Raw genomic sequence first — 25776 nt, 5'->3', positions numbered from 1 at the left:
GGGAGGGGGACCGCCGCCGCAGGCGGTGGTGGAGGGGGAGAGGCTGGGCAATTCCCCCTCCGTCAGTCGCTGCGCGACTGCCACCTCCCCGAGACAAGCTCGGGGAGGAATTACTCGGCCTCGCCTATTTCCAGCCGCAGCGGTTCAAGCCCTTCGACCGCGCCTTCCAGCACGTCGCCCGCCGCCACCGGGCCGACCCCCGCCGGGGTGCCGGTGTAGATCAGGTCGCCCGGCGCGAGGTGGTAGAGGCGCGAGAGGTCGGCGATCAGTTCGGGGATCGACCAGATCATGTCGGACAGCACGCCGTCCTGCCTGACCGCGCCATTCTGCGTCAGGGTGATCGCCTGCCCGGCGAGCGTGAACCCGGCGGCGGGGGTGATCGGGGCGATCACCGCGCCGTTCTCGAAGTCCTTGCCGGTGTCCCACGGATAGCCCTTGGCCTTGGACGCGTTCTGGAGGTCGCGCCGGGTCATGTCGAGGCCGCAGGCATAGCCGTAGACCACCTCCATCGCCGCTTCCGGGGCGATGCGGAAGGCGGGGGCGCCGATGGCGACGACCAGTTCCATCTCGTAATGGCAGTTCGTGGTGCCCGGCGGATAGGGGATCGCGCCGCCCGCAAGGCACAGCGCGGCGGGGGCCTTGTTGAACCAGATCGGCGCCTCGCGATCGACCGCGTTGCCCAGTTCCAGCGCATGCGCGGCATAGTTGCGCCCGACGCAGAAGATCCGGCGCACCGGATAGGCGGCCTCGCTGCCGACGACGGGGACGGACGGGGTTTCGGGCAGGTCGAACAGCAGGGTCATGAGGCGGGGGTCTCCTTTGCGGGGACCGGACATAAGCCGCTCCGTCGCATCGGGAAAGCGCTCTCTCGGGTTCTGCTTGTGGTCGGGGCGAGGGGGGCTAGAATGCCTGCGTGACTCAGGAACAGTATCTTACGGGGCGCCTCCTGCTGGCCATGCCGGGCATGTTCGACCCGCGCTTCGAACGCTCGGTCAACGTGATGTGCGTCCACGACGAGAACGGCGCGCTGGGCGTCGGCATCGGCCATGTCCGCGAAGGCGTGCGCTTCCACGACGTGCTGGAGGAACTGGACATCGACCCCGGCGTCTCCCCCAACCGCGAGATCATGCACGGCGGCCCGGTGGAGCCCGGGCGCGGCTTCATCCTCCATTCGACCGAGTGGGCGGGCAGCGATTCGATCACCGTGGGCACGCTCTGCGCGCTGTCCGCCTCGATGGACGTGCTGCGCGCCATCGCCGAAGGGCGCGGCCCGGCGCACTGGATCATGGCGCTGGGCTATGCGGGCTGGGGCGCGGGGCAGCTTGAGGGGGAGATGCGCCACCACGGGTGGTACGCGGCGGAAGGGCACCGCCAAGTGGTGTTCCAGTCCCCGCCCGAGGGGCGATGGTCGGCGACTTGGCGGGCCGAGGGGATCGACCCGGCGCTGCTTTCGAACGAGACGGGTAGGGCGTGACGTCGTCCCGGACTTGATCCGGGACCGCTGGCCGTCTTTAGGAGCGCCCTGCCGACGGGGCTTCGACAAGCTCAGCCTGAGCGGTTTTGGAGCTTCGTCATTGCGAGCGCAGCGAAGCAATCCAACGTTGCGGGCCGACCGTGGATTGCTTCGCTGCGCTCGCAATGACGAATGGGGGTGTTCCCGCTCAGGCTGAGCTTGTCGAAGGCCCCGCGTGCGAGGCGCATCGCTGGCAGGTGGGATGTTCACGGCCAGCGGTCCCGGGTCAAGCCCGGGACGACGGGCCGATCCTCACACCCCCACCAGCCTTGCCCCATGCGGGTTCGCCTCGGGCGTGCCGTGCCGCGCGTGCCACTCGTCCGCCGCGTCGTAGCAGGCTTCCACCACCGCCGAGTACGTGCGGCGAAAGTGCGCGCGCTGGTCGGGGTGGTCGAACACGAAGCTGCGGTTGTGGCGCACCGCATCGAGCACCATCGGCGCTATCGCTTGGGGCGTGTAGAAGTCGTGGTTGTGGGCGACGCTGGAGGCTTCGGTGACGTGGACCTCGCCCTCGCCGGGGCCGCCGAAACGGGCCGGGCGGTAGCGGGCGTTGTTGTCCTTCATGCCGGTGGCGACGCCGCCGGGGCAGTAGCTGGTGGTGTGGATGCCATGCTCGGCGAGTTCGAGGCCGAGGTTCATCATCAGCCCGATGATCCCCGCCTTCGCCGCCGAATAGGGCGCGTGGACCGGGATCCAGCCCGGCAGTAGCCCCGCCATCGACGCGGTGGCGCAGATGTGCCCCTCGCCCCCCGCGATGAGGTCCGGCAGGAAGGCGCGGGCGGTGTTCATGACGCCGTGGAGGTTGACCTGAAGGATCCAGTCGACGTCGTCGTCGCTCATCTCCACCAGCGGATCGAACGAGGTCGCCCCGGCGTTGGCGAAGACCAACTGCACCGGCCCGAAGGCACCGTCGATCGCCGCCTTCATCGCCCGGATCGAGGTTCGGTCGCACACATCGCATTCCAGCGCGATGGCCTCGCCGCCCGCCTCGCGGATCGCGGCGGCGACGGCCCGGGCCTTGTCGGCCATGATGTCGGCGACGGCGACGCGCGCGCCCTGCCGCGCCAGTTCCCTAGCCAGCCCCATGCCGATGCCGCTGCCCCCTCCGGTGACGACGGCGGTGCGGCCGGTGATCTCGGTCATGTCTCTCTCCTCTCCCTCGTCATTGCGAGCGACCGCAGGTCGCGCGGCAATCCAACGGTATGCGATGCCCTGGATTGCCCCGCTCTGGATTGCTTCGTCGGCTTCGCCTCCTCGCAATGACGACGAAGGCGGTCAGGCCCAGTCTACGCCGGCACCGGCTCTTCCGCCTTCAGCAGCGGCATGACCTTGTCGGCAAAGAGTTTCATCTGCTCGTACACGTCCTCGTAGGGCATGCCGCCGAAGCTGAAATTGGCGATGATCTCGTAATCGCCGACCATGGCCCTGCGTTCGAGGTGCTTGTCGTAAAGTTCCTCGGGCGTGCCGATGAGGTTGCCGCCGACATAATCCTTGTACGCCTTGTCCGGCCCGCCGCGCGCCGCCGCCATGTCGCCCATGTAGGCGTAAGTCGCGTAGCTGGGCAGTTCCCGGAAGTGCGGGCTCATGAACTCGTAGTGGTTGGCCACCTGCAGGAACTGCGCGGCGAAGTACTTGTCGGTATAGTCCGTCACCTTCGCGCGGTCGGCGAAGCAGACCATGAAGTCCGAGATGATGAACGGTGGCGCGGCCTTGCCGTGCTTTTCGCGGAAGGTGGTGCGGTACCTGTCGATCTCGGGCATGGCCTGCGCCCAGTCGCCCTGGCTGAAGCGCAGGGCCTTGAGGCCATAGTCCGCCGCGACCTCGCACGATCCGGGCGACATCGACACCATGACGCAGCGGTCGCGCGTCCAGCCCTGAGGGCGCGGGCGGATCTCGGCGCGGGGCTGCTTGTACCACTTGCCGTCCGCCTCGACGACGCCGGTTTCGAGCCCCTCCATGATGATGAGCGCCGCCTCGTCGAACATCTCGCGGCTGTCGGCCAGATCGCGCCCGAACTTCGCGAACTCGCGCCGCGCCGCCCCCCGCCCCATGCCAAGGTAGAGCCGCCCCTCGCACAGCGCATCGAGCATCGCGACCTTCTCCACCACCCGTAGCGGATCGTTCCACGGCAGGATGACGGCGGCGGGCATCAGCTTGATGGTCTTGGTCTTCGCCGCCACCCAACTCAGCGCCTGCAGCGGGTCGGGGCAGGCGGCGTAGTCGGTGAAGTGGTGCTCCACCATCGCCGCGAAGTCGAAGCCCATCGCCTCCGCCTCGACCGCAAGCTGGGTTTCCTTGCGGAAGAACTCGTAGTCGGGAAGCCCGTGAAGGTTCTGGTAGCCCAGATGTACGCCGACCTGCATCCGTCTCTCTCCTTGTTGTGCTGTCAGGCCACCGTTGCCGCCGCGCGCGCAGATGCCAGATCTGGCGCGGTGATCGGTTCCTCTCCGTTGAGGGTGCAGCGGTGGAATTCGCGCGTGCTGCCCGCCTCGAAGGGCATGGCGCGGTGCATGGTGCCGGTGTTGTCCCAGATGGCGAGGTCGCCCGGCGTCCACTTGTGGCGATAGGTGTACCTGTCCTGCGTCGCGTGAAGCATCAGGCGCTGGAGCAGGTCGTGGCTCTCCGCCGGGTGCATCTCTTCCACCCACGCGCCCGAGGTGCTGAGCACCAGCGAACGCCGCCCGGACTTGTGCTGCCAGACCAGCGGGTGCGAGCGCTGCGGATAGCTGGACCAGACCGCGAATTCCTCCGCCGTGCAGTCGCGCTTGGCCGGGAACAGCGCGGCCTGCATCGTGTGGACGACGCGCAGGGTGGCAAGGTCATCCTGCTCGGCCTGCGGCAAGTCCTCAAACGCGGCGTAAGTGCTGGCGAACATGGTGTCGCCACCTTCGCGCGACAGGCGCGCAGGGGTGAACAGCGTCGCGAAGGGCGGGACGGGCTCGTATGTACCGTCCATGTGCCACAGCAGGTTGCCGAACAGGAACTTCGCGTAGTCCGGGTTCACCTTCGGATCGAGGCTGACCTTGAGTACGCCCCGGTCGCCCTCGGTCAGCACCTTGCCGTCCGCCCCGCGCTTCGCCGAACCGATGCGCAAGTCGCCGAGCGAGCGGGCGACGGTGCGCAGTTCCTCGTCGTTCAGATGCAGGCCGCGGAACACCAGCGCCCCGCGCGAGACCAGCAGTTCGCGGATGTCTGCGGCATGGTCGCCCGCAAGCAGCGCGGCCTTGTCCAGACGGACTTCGGACCCGATCCGGGGTGTCAGTGCGATCGACGTGAGCGCCATCGTCTTGTCCTCTCTCCAGGAGGTCGGCGCGGGCTTTGCGTCCGTCACCGTATGTTACCTTGATCGTTTCATAACATCGATTCGGCACCCGGTCACGTTCTAAATTCGCACATATGTTTCGTGTATCGTTTCATATCGTCGTTGCAGTGGCTTTGCGCCCGCGCTAGGATGCGCCTCGGGGATGCAATGGGACGAAAGTGCGCGTGTCGGACAGCGAATTGCCTGAGAATGCCGCCGATACCGGCCGTCGTCGCCCCGGCCGTCCGTCGCTGAGCAACGAGGAACTGCTCGACAAGGCGCTCGACCTGTTTCTGGAAAAAGGGTTCGCGGGCACCAGCATCGACGCGATCTGCGCGACCGCTGGCATGGCCAAGCGCACCGTCTATGCCCGCTATGGCGACAAGGAAACGCTGTTCAAGGCTGCGCTGTCCCGCGCGATCGAGGACTGGCTGGTCCCCATCGACACCCTTCGCGCGCAGGAGACAGAGGATTTCGAGGCCAGCCTGACCCGCATCGGCGCGCTGCTGGTGGAGAACGTTCTCGGCCCGGCGGGGCTGCGGCTGCTGCGGCTGACCAATGCGGAATCGGTGACGATGCCCGAGATCGCGATGGAGAACGTGCGCCTCGGCACCGAGCCGACGCTGGCTTATCTGGCGGATCTGTTCCGGCGGCATCTGGGGCTCGAGGATGCGCAGGACGCGGCGCAGGCGTTCCTCAGTCTCGTCGTCGGCGGTCCGGCCAGCAATGCGGCCTGGGGGATGCGGCTCGATCCGGGGTCGGTGGAACGGCACGTGCGCTATTCGGTGCGGCTGTTCCTCCACGGCGTCCTCGACCGCGCCGCGCAGACGGGGCAGGGCGACCTGCGCCGCCTGCTGCGCGAGGCCGAGGACGGGATGGCGCTGGCGCGGCAGAAAGTGGAGCAGGCCGGGCGGCTGGTGGGGGATTGACCAGCACCTTTCGTCATTGCGAGCGTAGCGAAGCAATCCAGCGGCATCGCGCACCGCATGGATTGCTTCGCTACGCTCGCAATGACGAAGCGGAATAGAAATCCTCAGGCGCGGCACAGATCCTCGGGCCGATCCACGTCGAAGTGGATCGCGGGATCGTCGCAATCGACCAGCACGACATCGCCGCGTTGCCGCAGCAGTCGCCCCGCGCCTTCGTCGCCGGTGAGCGTCGCGATGTCGGCGAAGGCGGCGGCGGAGAGCAGGGCCGGGTGGCCGGGTTTGCCCCCTTGGCGCGGCATCGCGGCATAGGCGGGGCCGACGGCCTCGGCCAGTTGTGCGGCGACGCTATGCGGAATGCGCGGCATGTCGCCGAGGAAGACGAAGACGCCGTCCGCGCCCCCGGCGGCGGCGATGCCGGTCTTGAGGGTCTCGGACAGGGCATCGCTGGCGAGGCGCAGCGTCTCGACCTCCGGCGCGCCGGGCCAGTCTCCCACATCGAGGTGGGGCCTCGCCACCACGATCACCCGCTCGACCGGCGCGGCGCGGGCGGCGCGGATGGCATGGTGGAGCAGCGGCTGGCCATCCAAGACGGCGGAGAGCTTGTCGCTGCCGAAGCGCGTCGCGCGGCCCGCCGCCAGCACGACGGCAACGTAGCTCAAGCCCGCTCCCGCGCGGGGTTCAGCGCCTGCATGATCTCGGCGAGGATGCCGGTGGCGACTTCCCAGGGCGACTTGCCGAGGCCGGGCACGCCGGGCGACAACTGCAGCCGCGCCAGTTCCTCCGCCGTCGCGCCTGCCGCCTCCAGTGCGCCGAGGCGCTGTCCCGCGCGGGACTTCGCGCCGATCATGCCGACGTAGCCCGCGCCGCCGCGCAGCGCCGCAAGACAGCCGCCAAGGTCGTGGTGATCTTCGTGCGTGGCGCCGAGGTACGCCGTCCAGCGGTCCACCTTGAGCCGGGCGAGCGCCTCGGCGGGCTCCTCACGCAAGTACTGGCTGACCGGGAAAGGAGGCGGCGCGTGGGGGCCGCCGGGGCGCAGCAGGATCGTCTCGAACTGCGCCATCGCGCCCAGCTTCGCGGCGGCGAGCGCGCCGGGATCGCCGCCCGAGACGATCAGGCGGCGCGGCGGGTCGTAGCGGCGGGCGATGCGGAAGGGCTCTTCGGCCAGGTCCAGCAGCGGGCCGCGCCCCTCGACCACCTCCTGCACCTCGCCGTCGCTCACCCACGCGCAGGAGCGGCGTTCGGCGGCATGGTCCAACAAGGCCCGGACGGTGGTGGAACCGGGCTCGACCCGCTCCAGCAGCACATGCAGCGCGCCGCCGCAGCGCAGGCGCAGGTCGATCCACGGACTGCCCATGCCGTAGTGGAGCCGCCGGGGTCGGCCGTCCGCCAGCACCTGCCCGGCATGGTTGGCGACGTCGCCCTCGATGCAGTCGCCCGAGAAATAGCCGTTCGCCGAAACTGCGCCGTCGCTGCCCGCCGTGAACAGCATCTGCGCGCCGGGACCGCGCGGGGCGCTGCCCGCGACCTTGTAGAGCGTCGCCAGCGCGGCGGGGCGGCCAGCCGCCATGGCTTCGGCGAGCGCGGGGCGCACGTCGTCGACCCAGCCGAACTCGGGCCAGTCCGCGCCCTCGATCTCGCCGGTGAGCACGAGCGTGGACATCACGCGGTCGCCGCTTGGCGCTCCATGGTGTCGCCGACCAGCGGGGCGATGACGAGGCGGTGGAGGATCGTGGCGACTTCGGCGGGGCTATGCGCGGAGCCCGGCCTAATGGCTGACGTCTTGTCGCCGCCCTGCGCCAGCCACCAGGCGAGGATGTCGATGGTCGCGCCGGTGCCGTGGATGGTGCCGAGGTCGGACGGCAGCCAGGGATGGCGCGATTGCGTGCCGACCGCGAGGCCGAGCGCCTGGCGGATGAACTCCTCCCGCACGATGCCCGCCGCGCCGCCGGTCAGCAGCGCCGCCCAGAGCAGCGCGTGCTCGTGGACGTGGCGGCACAGTTCCAGCGTCGATTCGTAGCTGTTGCTGGCGTAGAGGATCGGGATCGTGCGGCCGAGAAGATCCTCGATCTCATGCGCGGCGACGTCCGCCAGCAGCGCTTCCTTGGTGGGATAGTGGCGGAAGAACGTGGCGTAGCCGGTGCCGGCGCGCGCGGTGATCTCGCGGATGGTGAGCTGGTCGAAGGGTTTCTCCTCCAGCAGCGCCAGCAGGGCCGAAGTCAGCGCATTGCGCGAGCGCACCTGTCGGGCGTCGGTAGGGGCCTCGCGCTTGAGGCCGGTCAGGCTGGTGTCCATGATACGACCCGTATCATTGCGACGGGGCCGTGTCTAACCGGCGACGTTATGCGAATGCCGCAACGCGGCGATGAGCGCCACGACACATTTGACCGTGACGGCAATGGCTTTCCTGCCATCTCCGTTCGTCATTGCGAGCGTAGCGAAGCAATCCATGGTCGCCCCGCGCGGCTGGATTGCTTCGCTACGCTCGCAATGACGAGGTTGGAGGGTGCGGTGGAAAGCCTCAGCCCTCGCCGATGCGGTCGGCGAAGAGCAGGCGGCCGCCCGAGAGGTGCCACAGCGCCTCGTTGAAGTCGGCGTTGCTCATGGCGAAGCAGCCTTCGCTGCGGCCGAGCTTGCCCCACTTCTCGACCATCATGGTATCGACGTACCACGCCGGGTGCATGACGATCGCGCGGGGGAGCGCCATCGAGTTGTCCTCGTCCAGTCCGACGAGGCGGATCGAGGTGCCGTACTTGCCCTTGTACCACTCGGCGGTGAGGTAGGCCCCGCGCGAGGTAGCCTCCGAACCGGGGACGTTGGAGAAGCTCTGCAGCCAGCCGCTGTGCGCCGGGTCCGAGCCGCGACCGTGCGCGACGAGGAACGAGCGCATCGTCCCGTTCTCGAGATTGGCGAAGTGGAGGCGCGGCTTCGACGAGGGCTGGGCGAAATCGACGATGCCCACCACGTCGGCGCGCCACAGGTGATTGCGCGTGCGCGACGCCTGCTTCGACGCGACATCGAGCACACGGCGTTCGTAGAGCGACAGGCCGGTGGGCGAGGCGGGAACGGCGGAAAGGCCGGTCGGGAAAGTGCCTGCAAGCGGTGCCGTGTTCTCGCCCGGCATGATCGAGTCGGGTGCTACGCCTTCCGATGCGAAAGCCCGCGACGGCAGCGCCAGACCGATGCCTGCCGCGATGCCGCCCTTCAGAATTTTACGCCTGCTGTGGTTGCGATCCATGTGGCCTGTTTACCACAATCGATCCCGATGTTCCACCGTATCATCGCATTGCCGACGCTGCGGCGGAGCGTTCCGGCGCAAAATCCGTTCTGCGCGCGGCGGGTTGGGGGCAGGCAACTTTACTCATACCCTTCGCCCCTGCGCATGCAGGGGCCTATCCCAACCTCGCCGCCTCACACCGAGCAAGGTGCTGTGGCGATGGACCTGATGGGCCCCTGCCTGCGCAGGGGCGACGGGATATTGAAGGCGAGCGGAAGCGTGGCGGTTCTACCCCGCGAACACCAGCGCCAGCCCCTTGAAAAGCGCGGTCAGCGCGAAGGGCAGGCCGATCGCCAGCAACCACAGCGCCATCCTGTCGCGCCGGTAGTAGGGCGCGAGCGCGGGGTCGTGTGCCTGCTCGTCGGTCAGGCGGTTCCAGCGCGATTCGAAGCGGCGGCAGGCGGGGATGATCGCCACCACCAGGATCACCAGCGCGAAGTAGGGCAGCAGCGATCCGCCGTGCGCCTTGAGCGCGCCGATGGTCACGAAGATCTGCAGCGCGGTGTAGACCAGCAGCGCATAGGCGATGTGGTCGCTCATCTTGCGCCGCCAGTCCGTCACCGGGGCAGCAGCAGGCAGGCCGTGATCGTACATGCCCGAGTGCGACACCTCGGGGTGGGAAGTGGAACCGCGCACCGGTTGATGCGCTGCATGGTCCGTCATCCTGTCCATAAGGGCGATTCTCCTCGTCCTCTTGACTGGCAATACATCACTGAAAGCCGTTCATGACAAGTTCAGTTCCATATTCCGCAACCGCGAAGGCCTTGCCGCAGCGCCGCATGACGACTCATGCACGAAACCTGCCAATTGCAATGCCTAAGCGGAAATGCCGTCTTGCGGCGCAATGCCCGCCTGCGGTAAGCCCCGCGCGATGACGGCAGAACACACGCAGGGCGGCGACGCCACGGGAACCCCGGCAGCCATCGACGCCGCGCTTCTGGCGGAGAACGGCGGGCTTGAGGTCATCTCGATCGCCAAGAGCTACGACAAGCGCGCGGTGCTGACCGACATCTCGCTGTCGGTGGCGAAGGGCGAGGTTCTGGGCCTGCTCGGGCCGAACGGCGCGGGCAAGACGACCTGCTTCTATTCGATCATGGGACTGGTGCGGCCGGATTCGGGCCGCATCCTGATGGACGGCGTCGACGTCACCCGCCTGCCGATGTACCGCCGCGCGATCCTCGGCCTCGGTTATCTGCCGCAGGAAACCTCGATCTTCCGCGGCATGACGGTGGAGCAGAACATCGGCGCGGTGCTCGAACTGAACGAGCCCGACCGCGACGTGCGTCAGGCGGAACTGGACCGCCTGCTCGACGAATTCGGCCTGACGCGGCTGCGCTCCAGCCCGGCGATGGCGCTTTCGGGCGGCGAGCGTCGCCGCTGCGAGATCGCGCGCGCGCTGGCGGCCAAGCCCTCGATCATGCTGCTGGACGAGCCGTTCGCGGGCATCGATCCGCTGTCGATCTCCGACATCCGCGATCTGGTGAAGGATCTCAAGACGCGCGGCATCGGCGTGCTCATCACCGATCACAACGTGCGCGAGACGCTGGATATCGTCGACCGCGCCTGCATCATCTACGGCGGGCAAGTGCTCTTCGCGGGCAGCCCCGAGGCGCTGGTCGCGGACGAGAACGTGCGGCGGCTCTACCTGGGCGAAGGCTTCACCTTGTGAGGCCGCGCTTCCGGGGGATCTGATCCATGGCGCTGGGGCCGCGCCTCGATCTGAGACAAAGCCAGTCGCTGGTGATGACGCCGCAGCTGCAGCAGGCGATCAAGCTGCTGGCGTTGTCCAACCTCGAGATCGAGACGTTCATCGGCGAGGCGCTCGACGCCAATCCGCTGCTCGATGTGGGGGCGCAGGCGCCTGCCGCCGAGACGGTGGAAGCGCCCGCCGAGGCGCGCGTGACCGCGCTCGAAACCTCGGGTGTCGACCGCCTGATCGGCGAGGGCCGGGCCGAGGACGACCGCCCGCTCGATATCGATGCTTCCGCGATAGACCGTGACCGCGACACCGGCGACGGCTCCGTGCGCGACGAGGCGGCCTGGGGTGCGGACTTGCGGACCGGCGGCGAGGACGGCCCCGGCATCGACGACCGCGCCGCGCTCTCGGGCACGCTGGCCGAGCATCTGGAGGCGCAGGTCGGCGCGGCGGCACGCGATCCCTTCACCGCGGGGCTGGCGCGCTACATCATCGGCCAGCTGGACGAGGCGGGCTACTTGCCGGTCAACCTGTCCGAACTCGCCGCTGATCTCGGCGTCGAGCTTGCCGAGATGGAGGCGGGGCTGGCGCTCGTCCAGTCGCTCGATCCTACCGGCATCGGCGCGCGCAGCCTGTCGGAATGCATCGCGCTGCAGGCGCGGGAGGCGGACCGCCACGATCCGATCATGGCCAAGATGATCGACAACCTCGACCTCCTCGCACGCGGCGAACTGCCCCGGCTCAAGCGCATCTGCGGGGTGGACGACGAGGACTTCGCCGACATGCTGGCGGAACTGCGCGGCTACGACCCGAAGCCCGGCCTGCGCTTCGGCGGCGAGCCGAGCGGCGCGGTGACGCCCGACATCCTCATCGGCCCGCGCACCGATGGCGGCTGGGACATCGCGCTCAACCAGGCGACGCTGCCGCGCCTGATCGTCAATCGCAGCTACTACGTGGAGCTGAAGGGCGAGTGTGACGACAAGGCGTCGCGCGCGTGGCTGTCGGACAAGCTGGCGGACGCCAACTGGCTCATCAAGGCGCTCGACCAGCGGCAGAAGACCATCCTCAAGGTCGCGGCCGAACTGGTGAAGCAGCAGGACGGCTTCTTCCGGCGCGGCGTCGCGCACCTGCGCCCGCTGACGCTGCGCTCGGTGGCGGAGGCGATCGGCATGCACGAATCGACCGTTAGCCGCGTCACCTCGAACAAGTTCCTCAACTGCCCGCGCGGGACATATGAACTGAAGTACTTCTTCAGCTCCGGCGTCGCCTCGGCGGACGGGGAGGGCGGCGCTTCGGCGGAGGCGGTGAAGGCCGCGATCCGCCAGCTGATCGACGCCGAGGATCCCAAGGCGATCCTGTCCGACGATGCGCTGGTGGAACTGCTGAAAGCCAAGGGCTTCGAACTCGCCCGCCGCACGGTCGCCAAGTATCGCGAGGCGATCGGGCTGGGTTCATCGGTCCAGCGGCGCCGGCAGAAGGCGCTGGCCGGGGCGCGGTAAGAACCCTTCGTCATTGCGAGCGCAGCGAAGCAATCCACGGTCGGCCCTCGCCGCTGGATTGCTTCGCTACGCTCGCAATGACGACGATTGGGGCTTGGTGATATTGCACTGCACCACGAAGTAAGCATGGCGATAATAGTCACGCTGAAATAAATGCTTGGTATCCTTAGTAAAAACTCGTTCCCAAGTGAATTGGTTGTGATATCTTCCAGCTGACCGGTGCCGTACCTGCGGTGAGCGTCAGGCACGGGCCGCTGCTGAGGAGAAGCCCATGTCTTACGCCGACGGGAATTCCGGAAGTAAACACAAGGCCCTGACTGGCGGTGTCGTCGCCATCATTCAGGTCGGCATCGCATTCGCGCTGGTCAACGGCCTCGCCGTGAAGTTCTTCGAGAAGGATCCGCCGAAGAACCTCGCCAGCCAGTTCTTCCCGACCAAGCCCGTCACCCCCGATCCGGTGGACCCTCCCAAGGCACAGCCGGAGAAGGCCGTGGTGCAGGACACCCGGATCACCGCGCCCAAGCCGAAGATCGACATCGTTCCCATCGCTCCGACGACCGGCGTCGCCATCGACGACCTGCCGATGACCAATGGCCTCGACACCGGCACCAAGCTGATCGTGGGGCCGGTCATGCCGACCGAGCCGCCCGCCCGTTTCGCACCCAAGTCCGCCAAGCCGCGCGGCAACGTGGCGGGCTGGGTGACGACGCAGGACTATCCGACGGCCGATATCCGCGCGGGCCACACCGGCACCGTGCGCTTCCGGCTCGCCATCGATGCCAGCGGGCGGGTGACCGACTGCACCATCACGCAGTCGAGCGGCTACGCGGGCCTCGATGACGCCACCTGCCGCAACGTGACGCGCCGCGCACGCTTCGATTCCGCGAGCGACGGCATGGGAGAGAAGACCGCCGGCACCTACAACGGGACCATCCGCTGGGTGATCCCGAACGACTGACATTCCCCTGGCGGCCTTCGGGTCGCCCGGCCGGAGCGCGGCCTGTTCCGCCAACCACCCTGGCCCGCTCCGGCCGACATGTCAGGCAGAGAAGCCCCCGTTCAGTGCGTGCAGACCTTCGGGCGGGCCGGGTCGACCTGCTTGAAGATGAGCAGCTTGCGCTCCAGCCACCATGCCGCCTCGACCGGGAGGGTGGCCGCCGTCGCATTCTCGATGAGCTGGCCGTCGTGGATATAGCTGACCCACTGGTCGGGGTGGCGGCGCAGGTACTCCTCGATCGAGAACAGCACGTTCATCCGCCCCTCGCGCGCCGTCTTGCTGAGCGAGGGACTGGATGAGGCGACCACCTGCACAACCTCCTGCTGGTAGTCGAACAGGTAGGGCGGGCGGCTGAACATCAGGTGGTTGGTGGTGCCCCCCTCGGTATGCAGGTTGCTGAACATGTTGATCGAGCTTTCGGTCTTGAGCCCGACATAGGGCGACAGGCAGCTCACAAAGAAGAGCGTCGGGACGATCCAGTTCCACGCCGCGTAAGGGCTGCGGCCCGAGGACCCGCCGCGATAGGGGAGGTACACCATCGCCGCGTAGATCATCGCGGTCATCGCCACGCCGCCGACCACCGCCCAGGTCAGGATGAAGATCGAGTGCAGCAGCATGAGCGCGGGCCGTCCCGGATTGGCGAGCGCGAGCAGCAGCACCACCAGCGTCGCCGCCAGCAGCAGGCCCGCCGCCGGGGCGAGGATGCCGACGCGGCCGAACAGGCTGCGCAGCGGCTCCACCAGATGGCGGCAGGTGATCTCGTAGATCTTCGCGCTCGCCTCGCGCGGCATCGTCAGCATGTAGAGTGCGAAGACGAGGCTGGAGAAGTCCATGTACCAGCTGTAGGCCGAGATCGGGATGATGTAGTGGAACACCAGCGCGCTGGTCAGGCCGATGGCGAACCACCGCTTCCAGAACAGCGCGACGATGGCGATCCCCTCAATCACGAAGGTCGACCAGATCGCGAGATAGCGCCCGAACAGATTGTCCTCCAACCCGAACGGCTCCGCCAGCGGCTTGTACAGGCCGACCGCGCAGCTGACCGTGGGGTCGAGGAAGTCCGTGTTTATCTTGTGAAAGATCCCGTAGAAATACATCGTCGCCAGAATCAGCCGGGCCGGGGTGCGCAGGGACTCGTACAGGCTCTGCCGGTCCAGCGATCCCTTCGACGCCAGCACCGCCGCGCTCAGCAGGATGCACAGATCGAACACCGTGGTGATCGTCTTGTTGTTGGACGCCACCGGCAGGCGCATGGCGTAGAGCAGCACCGTGCAGGCGGCGAGGGCGACGAGCGCCCAGGTCTTGCGCGGGAACAGGATCGTTACCGCGCTCGTCCCCACCACCGACCACGCCAGCAGCATGTAGAGCGCGCCCTCGCGTCCGATCAGGCCCCACGGATCGCCGACGATGCTGAACAGCGCCGCGACGCCCCAGCACGGGGCCACGGCGGTCAGGCCGTCGAACGCGGGCATGGCGACGTCCTGCGACGGCCTGCGCCATGCGATCGGGCGGAAAAGCGGAGTGCTGGATGCCGACGACATAAGTTTCCCCCGGTGTCGCTAGGTGCCTGCAGGTGATCGGGCTGGCCGTTCCATGCTCATTCCCCCGCCGTGCCGGACTGCGCGATGAGCTTGCGCCCGCGCAGCCACAGCGTCGCCCTGCGCCCGGCTTTCAGCCACGGATAGCTGAGCCGGGCGATGGTCGGCCGGGAAAACAGGAAGGCGTTCATGCGGTTGAACAGGCTCGACGGCGACGCCAGCAGCGCCAGCGCGTGGACCGCGTCCGAGCCGTGGTAGATGCGCTCGCGGTAGGAGAAGATCATGCCGTGATCGAGATCGAAACCCTGCGCCGCGACCGCCTGCACCCGCGGGTCGTCGCTGCGCGCGTCGACCAGTTCGACGGGGCCGACGCTGTCGCGCAGCCTGAGCATCCGCACGTAGTTCTGGCAGAAGATGCACTCGCCGTCGTAGATGACCAGCGCTTCGGCGGGCGTCTCGGCGCTCACGGCACGTCCTTGCCCAGTTCGCCCGGCGGGTCGCGGAAGGACTCCTTCCGGCAGTCGCCGTAGAAGGCGCAGCCGGACACGACCGGGATGTTGTGCAGCGCATCGACGATGCCCACGAGCGTCAGGGCGATGCTGGCATAGACGACCGCGCGCTTGAACGGCGGCAGGCTGTCGGGGGCGGTATGATCCTGCACGGCTCGAAATCCTCCACGGCGGCGTGGGCGATACGCTCCCGGTTCACGTCCTAGTACCGAGTGGGAGATTTTCAGACTTGGCGCGGCGCGGCAATCGTATCTGAGTGGCTAACCCCTTCGGATAGCGTGGCGGTGCTGCGCGGGAACCTTTTGGCGTAGTGCGTGTTTCTGGATTGTGTACCCCGGTCAAGGGCGGCTCCATGCGGGTCGCCCTTACTCGTTTCCGGCCCTCGGGTGGGTGTTCGACTGCTCGGCTTCGGACGAAACGCTTCCCTGCTCCCCATCATTCGCGTCCAAATCGGCTCCATCGTTTCGATGGGATTTCGGCTTGTGCCTTATGCTGGCGGGGTCGGTGCAGGGCATCGATTCCGTCCGGTTGAAGGGGAGCGTTGCATGCCGATGAGGTATACGTGGATCACCGATCCACCGATCGAAAGACTGGTGCTCGCCGCAGACGTCGTGGTCGCCGCCAACGCTCTGGACCATATCGTCAACTTGACCACCGGCAGCCTCGACGCGAACCTGCTCGATCTGAATAGCAGCGTCCGGTATTCCGACATCTGCGAGGATATGCGGGACCGCGCGAACAACCATTTCGGCGACTACGAATTCTACGTCTACCGGATATCGGGCACGCCGGTGGTGCTCATGGCGATCTCCACCATCGCCAAATATCAGGAATATATTCCCGGTGGCGGCGTCTGGATCGAAGGCACGATTGCCTCGCCTTACGTCGTGGGCGGCGGCATTCTCATGAAGGAATACGCGGTCAATCTGTCGCGGCAGAAGGGTTACGCGGGTCGCATCGGTTGTGCCGCTGCTTCCGACGAGGCGCAGAGCTCGTGGGAGCGGATGGGCATGGAGGCCACGGGACGCATGTACGTGGAAGAGAACGACGGCGATCAGTACGAATTTCCGGTGCTGTTCCTCGATCCGGCCACCAAGCCCGCCATCTGGGAGCCGCATGGCGGCGGCTGGATATTCCGCAACATGCGCTACACGATGTCTTCGGAGAAATCGCTGGTCTGAGGCTGACTGGCGGGCTCCGTTCAGCCTGCCTGACGCATCTCCAGCAGCGAGGAGGAGTAGGGCGTGACCAGCGCCTTCGCCCGGTCCCAGCCGCCGCGCAGCCATGTGTCCTGCACTGCCGGATCGGGCGGCAGGATCACCGGCATCGTCTCGCGCCCCTCGGCCTTGAGCGCTGCGTTCGCCTCCACGGCGATGAGCGCGAAGGAGGGGATTTCGCTGTCCTTCCACACCGCCGCCATGGCGAAGACCGGCTGGTCGGCGCAGGTGAACCAGCACTGGCGGCGCTTGCCGTCGGTCGGGGAGGGGCGACCCCATTCCATGAAGGCGGTGGCGGGGATCAGGCAGCGGAACTCGCTGTTGCGCAGGTTGCCGATCCAGAACGGGCTGTCGAGATTGCGCACCGAGAGGATGCCGCGCTGCTCGTGGACCGAGGGTGGCGGCGGCACGCCCCAGAGGCGTGGGATCATCCGGCGCGGCGTCCGGTACTCCGGCCTCGGCCCCGCGATGGCCTCGCGCCCCGCCGTGATGACCGGCGCGAACTGTCCGGGCGCGACATGGCCGCCGTCCCACGGATCATTGCCCGATTCCGCTCCGAAACGGCGGGCAACCGCAGGCGCGGCTGCGTCGAGGCGATAGAGCATGGGCATCGGCGCGGGCTTTAGACGAGGCGGGTTTTTCCTGCACGACAAAACCCTCCGTCATTGCGAGCGCAGCGAAGCAATCCAGAGGCGAGGGCCGACCGTGGATTGCTTCACTGCGCTCGCAATGACGAAAAGGGGGATAGGCTCCTGCCTTCGATGGGCCGCTCCTTCGCAGGGGCGACGGATGCGGCGGGCGCTTCACACCCTCTGGACCTCCCCCTTCACCATGGCTATCATCCGCCCCGTCCCCGGGGGGCCAAGCATATGGCTGAGAGTTGTGGGTATGCTCCACAAGACCCGTCGAACCTGAACCCGTTAGCACGGGCGGAGGAAGTGGAGCGTCGGGTTGGAATGCCATTCAACACCCGCAGTCCGTCTCTTTTTCCGTCCCATGGAAAGAAGAGAGGCAATCCATGGCAGACATCAATTCCAAGCTTGAGATCGGCGTAACCACCGGACCCATTCGCGGGTCGCGGAAGATCCATGTCGGCCCCCTCGGGGTCGCGATGCGCGAGATCCACCTCGAACCCGGCAGCGGCGAGGCGCCGGTGCGGGTCTACGATACCTCCGGCCCCTACACCGACCCGAACGTCACCATCGACATCGCGGCGGGCCTGACGCCCAAGCGCCGCGAGTGGATTCTCGCCCGCGGCGACGTCGAGGACTACGCCGCCCGCGCGGTGAAGCCGGAGGACAACGGCCAGCTCGGCCCCGACCGCTCCGGCGGCGTCCCGGCTTTCCCCAACGTCGTGAAGCGCCCGCTGCGTGCCAAGGCAGGCATGAACGTCAGCCAGATGCACTACGCCCGTCGCGGCATCATCACGCCCGAGATGGAATACGTGGCCGAGCGCGAGAACCTCGGCCGTGCGATGCTGAAGGAATACGCGCGCGACGGTCAGGACTGGGGCGCATCGATCCCCGACTACGTGACGCCCGAATTCGTGCGCGAGGAAGTGGCGCGCGGCCGTGCCATCATCCCCTCCAACATCAACCACCCCGAGAGCGAGCCGATGGCGATCGGCCGCAACTTCCTGGTGAAGATCAACGCCAACATCGGCAACTCCGCCGTCGCCTCGGACGTGGCGAGCGAGGTCGACAAGATGGTCTGGTCGATCCGCTGGGGCGCGGACACGGTGATGGACCTCTCCACCGGCCGCAACATCCACGACACGCGCGAGTGGATCATCCGCAACTCGCCCGTCCCCATCGGCACCGTGCCGATCTACCAGGCGCTGGAGAAGGTCGGCGGCATCGCCGAAGACCTGACCTGGGAGGTGTTCCGCGACACCTTGATCGAACAGGCCGAGCAGGGGGTGGACTACTTCACCATCCACGCGGGCGTGCGCCTGCCCTTCGTGCCGCTGGCGGCCAAGCGCGTGACCGGGATCGTCAGCCGGGGCGGCTCGATCATGGCCAAGTGGTGCCTTGCCCATCACCGCGAATCGTTCCTCTACGAACGCTTCGACGAGATCACCGAGATCATGAAGGCCTACGACGTCGCCTACTCGCTGGGTGACGGCCTGCGCCCCGGCTCCATCGCCGACGCCAACGACGAGGCGCAGTTCGCCGAACTCTACACGCTGGGCGAACTGACCAAGCGGGCCTGGGAACAGGACGTGCAGGTCATGATCGAGGGGCCGGGCCATGTGCCGATGCACAAGGTCAAGGAGAACATGGAGAAGCAGCTCGAGGCCTGCGGCGAGGCGCCGTTCTACACCCTCGGGCCGCTCGTGACCGACATCGCGCCGGGCTACGACCACATCACCAGCGGCATCGGCGCGGCCATGATCGGCTGGTACGGCACCGCGATGCTCTGCTACGTCACGCCCAAGGAGCACCTCGGCCTGCCCGACCGCGACGACGTGAAGGTCGGCGTCGTCACCTACAAGCTGGCCGCCCACGCCGCCGATCTGGCGAAGGGCCACCCCGCCGCCAAGGTCCGCGACGATGCCCTCAGCCGCGCCCGCTTCGAATTCCGCTGGCGCGACCAGTTCAACCTGTCGCTCGATCCCGACACCGCCGAGCAGTACCACGACCAGACGCTTCCCGCAGAGGGCGCCAAGTCCGCGCACTTCTGCTCGATGTGCGGGCCGAAGTTCTGCTCGATGAAGATCAGCCAGGAAGTGCGTGACTTCGCGGCGAAGCAGAACCAGCCCAGCACCGAATTCCTCGCCGCCGAGGAAGCCGAGGCCGGGATGGCGCAGATGAGCAAGGTGTTCAGGGAAACCGGCAGCGAACTCTACATGGGTGCGGGTGGCCGCGAGCACGATTGACGTAGCGTCGTCCCGGACTTGATCCGGGACCGCTGGCGGTCTTTAGGCGCCCGCAAGCTGAATGTGCCTCCCCGCGAGGCGGGCCGTTCACGGCCAGCGATCCCGGGTCGAGCCCGGGACGACGTTACCTGCTCACCGCTTCCTCACGAACTCCGCCCGCAGCACCAGCCCCTTGATGCCGGGATAGCGGCAGTCGATCTCCTGCGCGTCGCCGGTCAGGCGGATCGAGGGGATGACGGTGCCGCGCTTCAGCGTCTGGCCCGCGCCCTTCACGTCCAGATCCTTGATGAGCGTCACCGAGTCCCCGTCGGCCAGCGGATTGCCCACCGCGTCGCGCACCTCGACCGTATCCGCCGCCGCGCGCTTCGCCGCCAGTTCCGAGGCGGGCAGCCATTCGCCGCTGTCCTCGTCGTACACGTAGTCCTCGTCGTCGCTCGCCATGAACCTGTCTCCTGCTGTCCCGCGAGCCCTTGGCAGCGCCGCGACGGTTTGACCAGTTCCATGGCCGTGGCATACCCTGCGTCCATCACCCAAGGAGGCCGGACATGCGCCGCACCCCTAAAACCGACTGGCCGACGACGGACTGGATGAAGCTCGCCCACGACAGCTACTGGCTCTGGGCCGAGAGCATGATGGTCATCGGCATGCGCACTACCGACATGATGACCGGGCGCGGCAGCGACCGCGAGAACCGGCTGATGGTGTCGGAAAAGGTCAAGGCCGCGACCGACATCGGCCTGAAACTCGCCACCGGCGGGCTCGCATCGCCCGAAAGGAGCGCGCAGAAGGCGGTCAGCCACTACCGCCGCAAGGTCACGGCCAACCGCAAGCGCCTCGCCCGGAAGAAGTCATGAGCGGCATTCATATCGGCATCGGCGGCTGGACCTACGAGCCCTGGCGCGGCCTGTTCTACCCCGAGGGACTGCCGCAGGCCCGCGAACTCGCCTATGTCGGCGAACACCTGACCGCGACCGAGATCAACGCCACCTTCTACCGCCGCCAGAGCCCCGCCAGCTTCGCCAAGTGGCGCGACGCCGTGCCCGCCCACTTCCGCTTCGCGCTGAAAGGCAGTCGCTACTGCACCAACCGCAAGGATCTGGCCGAAGCGGGCGAGAGCGTGGCCAACTTCATGGCACAGGGCCTCGTCGAACTGGGTGACAAACTCGGCCCGATCAACTGGCAACTCGCCGCCACCAAGAAGTTCGAGCCGGACGAGATCGCCGCCTTCCTCGCCCTGCTGCCCGCCACCCACGAAGGGCTGCCCCTGCGCCACGCCATCGAAGCCCGGCACGAAAGCTTCGACGATCCCGCGTTCTTCGACCTGTGTCGCAAGTCCGGCACCGCCGTGGTGCTGGCCGACTCCCCCAAGTACGCCGTGCTCGACGCACCCGACTGCGCCCCCTTCGTCTACGCCCGCCTCCAGAACGCCCGCGCCGATCTGGAAACCGGCTACCCCGAAGCCGAACTCGACGCATGGGCGGAACGTGCGCGCGGCTGGGCAAGCGAAGGGCGCGAGGTCTTCGCGTTCTTCATCAACGGCGCGAAGGAACGCGCACCGGCAGCGGCGATGGGGTTGATCGGCATATGTTGAATGCTCCAATCGCCCCAAAAGTTGACATCATGATGCAATCGTTATTCTTACTATATTTTAATTTGAAGTGATTTGGAGTGTTGGTCTTTTTCAGCATCAGTGCAAAAACTTAGATCGCTACCTTGCTAGTTTGTATGTCGCGTCTAAGTTATTATCGGTTATGAAAGAGGGGCCAAATGTCTAGAATTACCGAAAATGAAGTTGCGCTTGCGGTTATGAAAATTGCCTCTGCGAATGCAGTAGGCGTCTGCACTTTTGATGCGGCTCGATCGCAAATTCCGACTATGCTAAATTTGTCTCGAGGTGATTTAGCTGGCTCTCCTACACGAGCAGGAGAGCCTCTGTGGCATCAGCTAATTAGAAATATACAATCTCACCATGGGGTGGAAGGAAATTACATATATGAAGGGTACTTGGAGCATGTGCCCGACACTGGATATCGTATTACCGAAAATGGGCGCAAATATTTAGAAAAGCTCGGGTTCTAATATTTCTCGGTTGGCCTTGCCTCCTTTTTTGTAAATAGGAGGCAGCCAACAAAGTTCAGTTCTTTCTTTTTGATCTTTGTCCCAAACAAACCAAGCATACGCTGTGGTTCCAGAGCCTTTTATATCGGCTCCAGCAGGATAAAAGGTAATTCTTTCACTAAAAACCCAGACTCGCGCGGGCGGATTTTTTAAAAAAATCGTCTTCTGACGGTTAACCCCCTCAAGGAAGGCGAGTCTCAACAGCAGGGCAAATTTCTTATTTGCGAGTTCAAGTCCTTTATGCACGAAGCCTTCGGCAGAATTGTATGGAGGATTTGTTATAATATTATCAAATGGTGTATTTGATTCTAGAAAATCAATACCGCCATCGCCATATCCTCGATCATGCAAGTCGGAACTGTAAACTTCTGTCGAAACCTTTTTTAAGACTTCGGACATCGCGCCGTTACCACATGCGCATTCCCAGATCGGGCCAGAGAATTGCTCATTATCGATCAGCGCCTCAGTTGCCCAAGCTGGCGTAGGAAAGAAATCTGCGCCTTGAAGATCGGCGAATCGTTTTGTGGTGGGCTTGAAGCTGCCATTGAGGTGGTATGTAGGATCCATACATAAATATTAGCAGAATCAATGTTTTGGTCAAATTTCGATAAGTGATTCCAAAGTTTGAACTTTCTGCGCTCCCGTGATGTTTCGGGTAAAAGTTGTTTAGTCAGCAGCCCTTGTCGTAGCGGTCTCATCAAACGGCCATTCCCGGGAGCGCGAGGGTAATAACCCTCGCACCTTCCTTGCCTCTTCCCACGAACCGTTTTCCTACAACCCCCGCCGCGCGCTACCCTCGCGGCCATGCCCCGTCCCGACCCTGCGCCTCGCTGGCCTGCGTACTTGCGCATCGCGCCGTTCGTCCCGGTCCCCATGCGTTCGCGGCGGGACGGGTGGACGCCGGAGCGGCAGGGGGCGTTCATCGGCTGGCTGGCGGAGACCGGCTCGGTGGTCGAGGCGGCGGCGCGGGTGGGGTGTTCGCGGGAGAGCGTCTACCGGCTGCGGCGGCGCGAGGGGGCGTGCGGCTTCGTGGCGGCGTGGGACTTCGCGGCCTCGGCTGACGAGGCTCTGGCGCCGGCGCGGAAGTTCACACCGGAGGAGCGCGCAGCGGCGGCTTTCGACGGGGCGGTGCATGTGGTCATGCGGCGCGGGCGCTATGTCCGCGCGAGGCTGGAAGTCAGCAATTCCGCGCTTGTCGCGCTCATGCGGCAGTATCTGCGGGCGGGCGCGCGGTGGCGTCGGGGGCTTGGCTGAGGCATCGGTCGCAAGACACTTTCGGGCCGGTCTGATTTAACCAGAGTTCACCTGCGAAGTCATGCAACGTTCAGCCGGGGACGGCAGTTAGTGACGGCATGAAACACTTCGCTTCGCTGACCGCCATCGCCTTCCTCTCGCTCGCCGCCTGTTCGTCGGGGCCGGAGGAGCCTTCCGCCACTGCCTCGGCCAGCGCCGATGTCGAGGACATCGCCACCGAGGCGCCCTCCGCAGATGCGAGCGAGGCGGCTCCGGTGGCCGCCCCGGCGGCGGTGCTCGGGCTGGAGGGGCTAGGCGACCTGAAGATCGGCAAGCCGGTGCCCAAGGGCAGCACCTGGGCCGAGCGCGGCGCGCAGACGAGCGACGCCTGCCGCACGGTCAGCTCGCCCGAGTACCCCGGCGTCTACGCCATCGTCGAGGACGGCGCGGTCCGCCGCATCACGCTGGGCCAGAACTCGAAGGTGAAGCTGGCCGAGGGCATCGGCGTCGGCGCCACCGAGAAGGAAGTGCAGGGCTGGTTCGCCGGCTTCCGATCCGAGCCCCACAAGTACGAGAGCGCCCCGGCGAAATACCTCACCGCCCCGAACGCCCGCCCCGGAGAATCGGCGCTGCGCTTCGAGATCAAGTCGGACGGCCGCGTCGGCCTGATCCACGTCGGCGAGATGCCGGTGCTGGCCTATGTCGAAGGTTGCGCCTGAGGGGGTTTCCCTCGGGCGGGATCGCGGGCAGGGTCGGGCGATGAACCACTACCTGCTGATCTACCACCTCGGCCCCGGCTACCTCGAGCGCCGCCCCGAGTTCCGCGCCGAACACCTCGCGCTGGCGTGGGACGCGGCGGAGCGCGGCGAGCTGCTGCTCGGCGGGGCGGTGGAGGATCCGCTCGACACCGCGATGCTGCTCTTCGCGGGCGAGGGGCCGGAAGTGGCCGAGGCCTTCGCGGCTGCCGATCCCTACGTGACCAACGGCCTCGTCGAGCGCTGGAACGTCCGCCGCTGGGTGACGGTGGTGGGCGAAGGCGCCTCGGCTCCGGTGCGTCCTTGACCGAGCTGGCGATCCGCGCTCGTCGCGCCGCCTTCAACCGCGCCATCGCCGAGGGCGACGCGGCCGCGATCGCGCCGCTGCTGGCGAAGGACTGCGTGATGGTGACGGGCTCCGACAGCGCCGTGATCGCGGGCCGCATGGCGCAGGTGAAAGTCTGGAAGCGCGAGTTCGCCCACGCCGGGCGGCTGGTCTATGTTCGCACGCCGGAAAGCGTCACGCTCTCTCCGGTCGAGCCGATCGCGATGGAGCACGGGCGCTGGCAGGGTACGGAGGCGGGCTCCGACACGCCGCTGGCCTCAGGCACTTACGCGGCCAAGTGGCGCGATGTGGCTGGCGCCTGGGTGATCGAGGCGGAGGTCTTCGTGACGATGACGTGAGCGGCGCCTGAAAAGGTTTCCATGGAGGGCGAGTTCGACTAAGGAGCCTCCCTCTACCCGGCGCGCCGGTCGAGCGCATCGGGAGCTTTTCCGAGGATGCATGACGAAGGCGACCGGCCTGCCGGAACACGCGCAACCCTTGCGCGCGGGCAGGGACGAAGGACGCGTGCCGATGATGCAGGACAACACCGCCGAAGCCTTGCTGCGCGATACGGGCAAGCTGTGGGTAGAGGCGGGCTCCGTCATCGCACTGCGCACCGCGCGCATCGGCTGGGGCGATCCCGATGCCGGCGACGAGATGGTCCGCATGGTCACCGAGAAGGTCTGGGCCAACCTGGAAATGGGCATGGCGCTGGCGACCGGGCAGTGGGGCTATGACCCCGAGACGCTGTGCCATCGCACGGTGAACCACTACCGCCGCACTGTGCGCGAGAACCTCGATCGGTTGTCGGCCAACGACTAAGGCGCGTTCTCGGCGGCGATGACGTCCTGCGCGGCATCGGCGGCGCGGGCGGCGGCATCGGACGCGGAGTCTTCCCGAGGGGCAGGGCGCGGCGCTTCGGGCGCTGGGGCCGGGACATACTCCTCGCCCGAATATGCGCTGCGACCACCGTACTGGCCGCGCTCCCACGAACCGTCGCCGTAATCGTCCGGCGCGCCGTAGCCGTAAGGCGCATAGCCATCGGGCGGGGGCACGGGGTGTTCGGGTTCGCGATCATGGGCGCCGCGCCCAAAGGGCCACGCAGGCGAATCCAGGGCGGAGAGCCCCTCGTCGAGCCATGAGCGGTGGGATGAACTGCCCTCGATCGTGACGGACCGGGCGTGTTCGGGGCTGGAGAAATGCGGCAGCGAGCCGGTCGTCAGCGTCGCGAAGGCCGCTCCGGCGAGACCGCCCACGACCAGCAGCAGGGCCAGTTTGCCCGCGCTCATCGAACCTGACCGATGCCGTACCGCATAAGCCTATTCATAGGTCGCCGCGCCTGTCGGGCGGCTTAACGCAAAGAAAAAGGCGCCGTCCCGCGCGATGGGGGACGGCGCCTGGTTCGGCGCTCAGCATTTCCCGGGCGTTGGGAGAGGAGGACTGCCCGGAAAGCGCGAGCGCGCGATCAGTATGCCCGATCGTTGGTACCGATTACTGGCCGAGGTTCAGCTTGGCAGCTTCGGCGGTCGTGAACGACACGTAACGGCTGTTGTAGGTGCCGGTCACGCGGCCGCCCTTGACGTAGAGGCGGAAGGGAACGCCAGCCGAGGTTGCGCCGTCGATGACGGTGACCTGGCCCTTCTGGGCGGTGGTGTAGGTGTAGTTGACGCCTTCGTGCGAGAACGCGCGGCTGTCGTCGGCCTGAGCGACGGCGGGAACGGCGAGGAGAGCAACGGCGGCAGAGGCGAGAACAGTCTTGAACATAGGAAAATCCTTAAATTCTGAAGAGGCTCATCGCCTCGGGCGACATTTATCTTGTGCGATGCAGCAAAAGCGGATGTTGAACGTTTGAGCAATTTCAATCACCGAACCCAGTGGTGCATAATTTGCAACAAACTCTGAATGTGCCTGTTTTTTAAGCAATTGAGGTAACGCTAACCTCGGAAAAAAACATGCATGACGGAAAAACTTTCGTATCGATTCCCGGAAATCGG

31 protein-coding genes are annotated in these 25776 nt (G+C 66.4%); 14 read left to right on the top strand and 17 right to left on the bottom strand.

The genetic code is table 11. The features are described 5' to 3' along the window. Nucleotides 1-110: 110 nt before the first annotated feature. Nucleotides 111-803: a fumarylacetoacetate hydrolase family protein gene (locus tag LO787_RS02805; protein ID WP_232494364.1), complete on the bottom strand. Its 693-nt coding sequence runs from the start codon at nucleotides 801-803 to the stop codon at nucleotides 111-113. 161 nt (nucleotides 804-964) lie between these two features. On the opposite strand from LO787_RS02805, the gene LO787_RS02800 reads away from it, so the two are divergent. Continuing rightward, on the top strand, nucleotides 965-1474 hold the full coding sequence (locus LO787_RS02800; RefSeq protein ID WP_232496234.1) for a YqgE/AlgH family protein: 510 nt from the start codon (nucleotides 965-967) through the stop codon (nucleotides 1472-1474). A gap of 291 nt (nucleotides 1475-1765) precedes the next feature. Here the strand turns inward: LO787_RS02800 and LO787_RS02795 are convergent, their stop codons facing one another. The 3 genes from LO787_RS02795 to LO787_RS02785 form a co-directional block, all read right to left on the bottom strand. Continuing rightward, nucleotides 1766-2656: an SDR family NAD(P)-dependent oxidoreductase gene (locus tag LO787_RS02795; RefSeq protein ID WP_232494363.1), complete on the bottom strand. Its 891-nt coding sequence runs from the start codon at nucleotides 2654-2656 to the stop codon at nucleotides 1766-1768. 143 nt (nucleotides 2657-2799) lie between these two features. Continuing rightward, nucleotides 2800-3876: an LLM class flavin-dependent oxidoreductase gene (locus LO787_RS02790; protein ID WP_232494362.1), complete on the bottom strand. Its 1077-nt coding sequence runs from the start codon at nucleotides 3874-3876 to the stop codon at nucleotides 2800-2802. A 23-nt stretch (nucleotides 3877-3899) separates the two neighbouring features. Beyond that, nucleotides 3900-4796, bottom strand: a complete 897-nt coding sequence (locus LO787_RS02785) for a TauD/TfdA dioxygenase family protein (RefSeq protein WP_232494361.1) — start codon at nucleotides 4794-4796, stop codon at nucleotides 3900-3902. A 218-nt stretch (nucleotides 4797-5014) separates the two neighbouring features. Between LO787_RS02785 and LO787_RS02780 the strand changes: the two genes are divergently transcribed. Continuing rightward, complete coding sequence (locus LO787_RS02780) at nucleotides 5015-5743, top strand: TetR/AcrR family transcriptional regulator (RefSeq protein ID WP_232494360.1); 729 nt, start codon at nucleotides 5015-5017, stop codon at nucleotides 5741-5743. A 104-nt stretch (nucleotides 5744-5847) separates the two neighbouring features. Here LO787_RS02780 and LO787_RS02775 read toward each other — a convergent pair whose 3' ends face one another. The 5 genes from LO787_RS02775 to LO787_RS02755 all read right to left on the bottom strand — a co-directional run bounded on the left by LO787_RS02775 (nucleotide 5848) and on the right by LO787_RS02755 (nucleotide 9689). Next, a complete protein-coding gene (locus LO787_RS02775; RefSeq protein ID WP_232494359.1) occupies nucleotides 5848-6402 on the bottom strand; it encodes a nucleotidyltransferase family protein in 555 nt (184 codons plus the stop codon). Next, nucleotides 6399-7403, bottom strand: coding sequence for an XdhC family protein (locus tag LO787_RS02770; protein WP_232494358.1), 1005 nt, complete (start codon nucleotides 7401-7403; stop codon nucleotides 6399-6401). Before LO787_RS02770 ends, LO787_RS02775 begins: the two co-directional genes overlap by 4 nt. Continuing rightward, nucleotides 7403-8035, bottom strand: coding sequence for a TetR/AcrR family transcriptional regulator (locus tag LO787_RS02765; RefSeq protein ID WP_232494357.1), 633 nt, complete (start codon nucleotides 8033-8035; stop codon nucleotides 7403-7405). Before LO787_RS02765 ends, LO787_RS02770 begins: the two co-directional genes overlap by 1 nt. A gap of 226 nt (nucleotides 8036-8261) precedes the next feature. Beyond that, the gene (locus tag LO787_RS02760; RefSeq protein ID WP_232494356.1) at nucleotides 8262-8978 is read right to left on the bottom strand and encodes a murein L,D-transpeptidase catalytic domain-containing protein; all 717 of its coding nucleotides are present in this window, start codon (nucleotides 8976-8978) and stop codon (nucleotides 8262-8264) included. A gap of 267 nt (nucleotides 8979-9245) precedes the next feature. Next, complete coding sequence (locus LO787_RS02755) at nucleotides 9246-9689, bottom strand: hypothetical protein (RefSeq protein WP_232494355.1); 444 nt, start codon at nucleotides 9687-9689, stop codon at nucleotides 9246-9248. A gap of 199 nt (nucleotides 9690-9888) precedes the next feature. On the opposite strand from LO787_RS02755, the gene lptB reads away from it, so the two are divergent. The 3 genes from lptB to LO787_RS02740 all read left to right on the top strand — a co-directional run bounded on the left by lptB (nucleotide 9889) and on the right by LO787_RS02740 (nucleotide 13170). After that, entirely contained in the window at nucleotides 9889-10686 is a 798-nt protein-coding gene (gene lptB / locus LO787_RS02750; RefSeq protein WP_232494354.1) for an LPS export ABC transporter ATP-binding protein, read from the top strand. A 26-nt stretch (nucleotides 10687-10712) separates the two neighbouring features. Beyond that, a complete protein-coding gene (gene rpoN, locus LO787_RS02745) occupies nucleotides 10713-12212 on the top strand; it encodes an RNA polymerase factor sigma-54 (protein WP_232494353.1) in 1500 nt (499 codons plus the stop codon). 271 nt (nucleotides 12213-12483) lie between these two features. After that, nucleotides 12484-13170: an energy transducer TonB gene (locus tag LO787_RS02740; protein WP_232494352.1), complete on the top strand. Its 687-nt coding sequence runs from the start codon at nucleotides 12484-12486 to the stop codon at nucleotides 13168-13170. Between the two features lie 101 nt (nucleotides 13171-13271). Here the strand turns inward: LO787_RS02740 and LO787_RS02735 are convergent, their stop codons facing one another. From LO787_RS02735 to LO787_RS02725, 3 genes are all read right to left on the bottom strand, one after another. After that, nucleotides 13272-14681, bottom strand: a complete 1410-nt coding sequence (locus LO787_RS02735) for a thiol-disulfide oxidoreductase (RefSeq protein ID WP_232494351.1) — start codon at nucleotides 14679-14681, stop codon at nucleotides 13272-13274. A 125-nt stretch (nucleotides 14682-14806) separates the two neighbouring features. After that, nucleotides 14807-15214: a thiol-disulfide oxidoreductase DCC family protein gene (locus LO787_RS02730; RefSeq protein WP_232494350.1), complete on the bottom strand. Its 408-nt coding sequence runs from the start codon at nucleotides 15212-15214 to the stop codon at nucleotides 14807-14809. Next, nucleotides 15211-15408: a hypothetical protein gene (locus tag LO787_RS02725; RefSeq protein WP_232494349.1), complete on the bottom strand. Its 198-nt coding sequence runs from the start codon at nucleotides 15406-15408 to the stop codon at nucleotides 15211-15213. The genes LO787_RS02730 and LO787_RS02725 overlap by 4 nt, the downstream gene beginning before the upstream one ends. Nucleotides 15409-15801: 393 nt before the next feature. Between LO787_RS02725 and LO787_RS02720 the strand changes: the two genes are divergently transcribed. Then, nucleotides 15802-16437, top strand: coding sequence for a hypothetical protein (locus LO787_RS02720; protein ID WP_232494348.1), 636 nt, complete (start codon nucleotides 15802-15804; stop codon nucleotides 16435-16437). A gap of 20 nt (nucleotides 16438-16457) precedes the next feature. Here LO787_RS02720 and LO787_RS02715 read toward each other — a convergent pair whose 3' ends face one another. Beyond that, entirely contained in the window at nucleotides 16458-17084 is a 627-nt protein-coding gene (locus tag LO787_RS02715) for an SOS response-associated peptidase family protein (RefSeq protein ID WP_232494347.1), read from the bottom strand. A 407-nt stretch (nucleotides 17085-17491) separates the two neighbouring features. Between LO787_RS02715 and thiC the strand changes: the two genes are divergently transcribed. After that, entirely contained in the window at nucleotides 17492-19351 is a 1860-nt protein-coding gene (gene thiC / locus LO787_RS02710; RefSeq protein ID WP_232494346.1) for a phosphomethylpyrimidine synthase ThiC, read from the top strand. Nucleotides 19352-19483: 132 nt separating this feature from the next. Here the strand turns inward: thiC and LO787_RS02705 are convergent, their stop codons facing one another. Further along, the gene (locus LO787_RS02705; RefSeq protein ID WP_232494345.1) at nucleotides 19484-19792 is read right to left on the bottom strand and encodes an alkylphosphonate utilization protein; all 309 of its coding nucleotides are present in this window, start codon (nucleotides 19790-19792) and stop codon (nucleotides 19484-19486) included. A 104-nt stretch (nucleotides 19793-19896) separates the two neighbouring features. Here LO787_RS02705 and LO787_RS02700 point away from each other — a divergent pair, with 104 nt between their 5' ends. Both LO787_RS02700 and LO787_RS02695 read left to right on the top strand, forming a co-directional pair. Beyond that, the gene (locus LO787_RS02700) at nucleotides 19897-20205 is read left to right on the top strand and encodes a hypothetical protein (protein WP_232494344.1); all 309 of its coding nucleotides are present in this window, start codon (nucleotides 19897-19899) and stop codon (nucleotides 20203-20205) included. Beyond that, complete coding sequence (locus LO787_RS02695) at nucleotides 20202-20942, top strand: DUF72 domain-containing protein (RefSeq protein WP_232494343.1); 741 nt, start codon at nucleotides 20202-20204, stop codon at nucleotides 20940-20942. Before LO787_RS02700 ends, LO787_RS02695 begins: the two co-directional genes overlap by 4 nt. A 467-nt stretch (nucleotides 20943-21409) precedes the next feature. Here LO787_RS02695 and LO787_RS02690 read toward each other — a convergent pair whose 3' ends face one another. Next, a complete protein-coding gene (locus tag LO787_RS02690) occupies nucleotides 21410-22036 on the bottom strand; it encodes a hypothetical protein (protein ID WP_232494342.1) in 627 nt (208 codons plus the stop codon). 237 nt (nucleotides 22037-22273) lie between these two features. Between LO787_RS02690 and LO787_RS02685 the strand changes: the two genes are divergently transcribed. The 5 genes from LO787_RS02685 to LO787_RS02665 all read left to right on the top strand — a co-directional run bounded on the left by LO787_RS02685 (nucleotide 22274) and on the right by LO787_RS02665 (nucleotide 24604). Beyond that, the gene (locus LO787_RS02685) at nucleotides 22274-22723 is read left to right on the top strand and encodes a helix-turn-helix domain-containing protein (protein ID WP_232494341.1); all 450 of its coding nucleotides are present in this window, start codon (nucleotides 22274-22276) and stop codon (nucleotides 22721-22723) included. A gap of 98 nt (nucleotides 22724-22821) precedes the next feature. Beyond that, nucleotides 22822-23421: a hypothetical protein gene (locus tag LO787_RS02680; RefSeq protein WP_232494340.1), complete on the top strand. Its 600-nt coding sequence runs from the start codon at nucleotides 22822-22824 to the stop codon at nucleotides 23419-23421. A gap of 40 nt (nucleotides 23422-23461) precedes the next feature. Beyond that, entirely contained in the window at nucleotides 23462-23764 is a 303-nt protein-coding gene (locus tag LO787_RS02675) for a YciI-like protein (protein ID WP_232494339.1), read from the top strand. Continuing rightward, nucleotides 23761-24141: a nuclear transport factor 2 family protein gene (locus LO787_RS02670; RefSeq protein WP_232494338.1), complete on the top strand. Its 381-nt coding sequence runs from the start codon at nucleotides 23761-23763 to the stop codon at nucleotides 24139-24141. The genes LO787_RS02675 and LO787_RS02670 overlap by 4 nt, the downstream gene beginning before the upstream one ends. Before the next feature lie 100 nt (nucleotides 24142-24241). Continuing rightward, nucleotides 24242-24604: a hypothetical protein gene (locus LO787_RS02665; protein ID WP_232494337.1), complete on the top strand. Its 363-nt coding sequence runs from the start codon at nucleotides 24242-24244 to the stop codon at nucleotides 24602-24604. Here LO787_RS02665 and LO787_RS02660 read toward each other — a convergent pair. Both LO787_RS02660 and LO787_RS02655 read right to left on the bottom strand, forming a co-directional pair. Beyond that, nucleotides 24601-25071: a hypothetical protein gene (locus tag LO787_RS02660; RefSeq protein WP_232494336.1), complete on the bottom strand. Its 471-nt coding sequence runs from the start codon at nucleotides 25069-25071 to the stop codon at nucleotides 24601-24603. The two genes, LO787_RS02665 and LO787_RS02660, sit on opposite strands and share 4 nt — an antisense overlap. A gap of 202 nt (nucleotides 25072-25273) precedes the next feature. Further along, the gene (locus LO787_RS02655; RefSeq protein ID WP_232494335.1) at nucleotides 25274-25546 is read right to left on the bottom strand and encodes a hypothetical protein; all 273 of its coding nucleotides are present in this window, start codon (nucleotides 25544-25546) and stop codon (nucleotides 25274-25276) included. Between the last annotated feature and the right edge of the window lie 230 nt (nucleotides 25547-25776).

The organism is Novosphingobium kaempferiae (genome assembly GCF_021227995.1).
Lineage (GTDB): Bacteria > Pseudomonadota > Alphaproteobacteria > Sphingomonadales > Sphingomonadaceae > Novosphingobium > Novosphingobium kaempferiae.
Note: the sequence above shows the minus strand (reverse complement) of the source record. Positions and strands in the feature narration are given on the sequence as shown.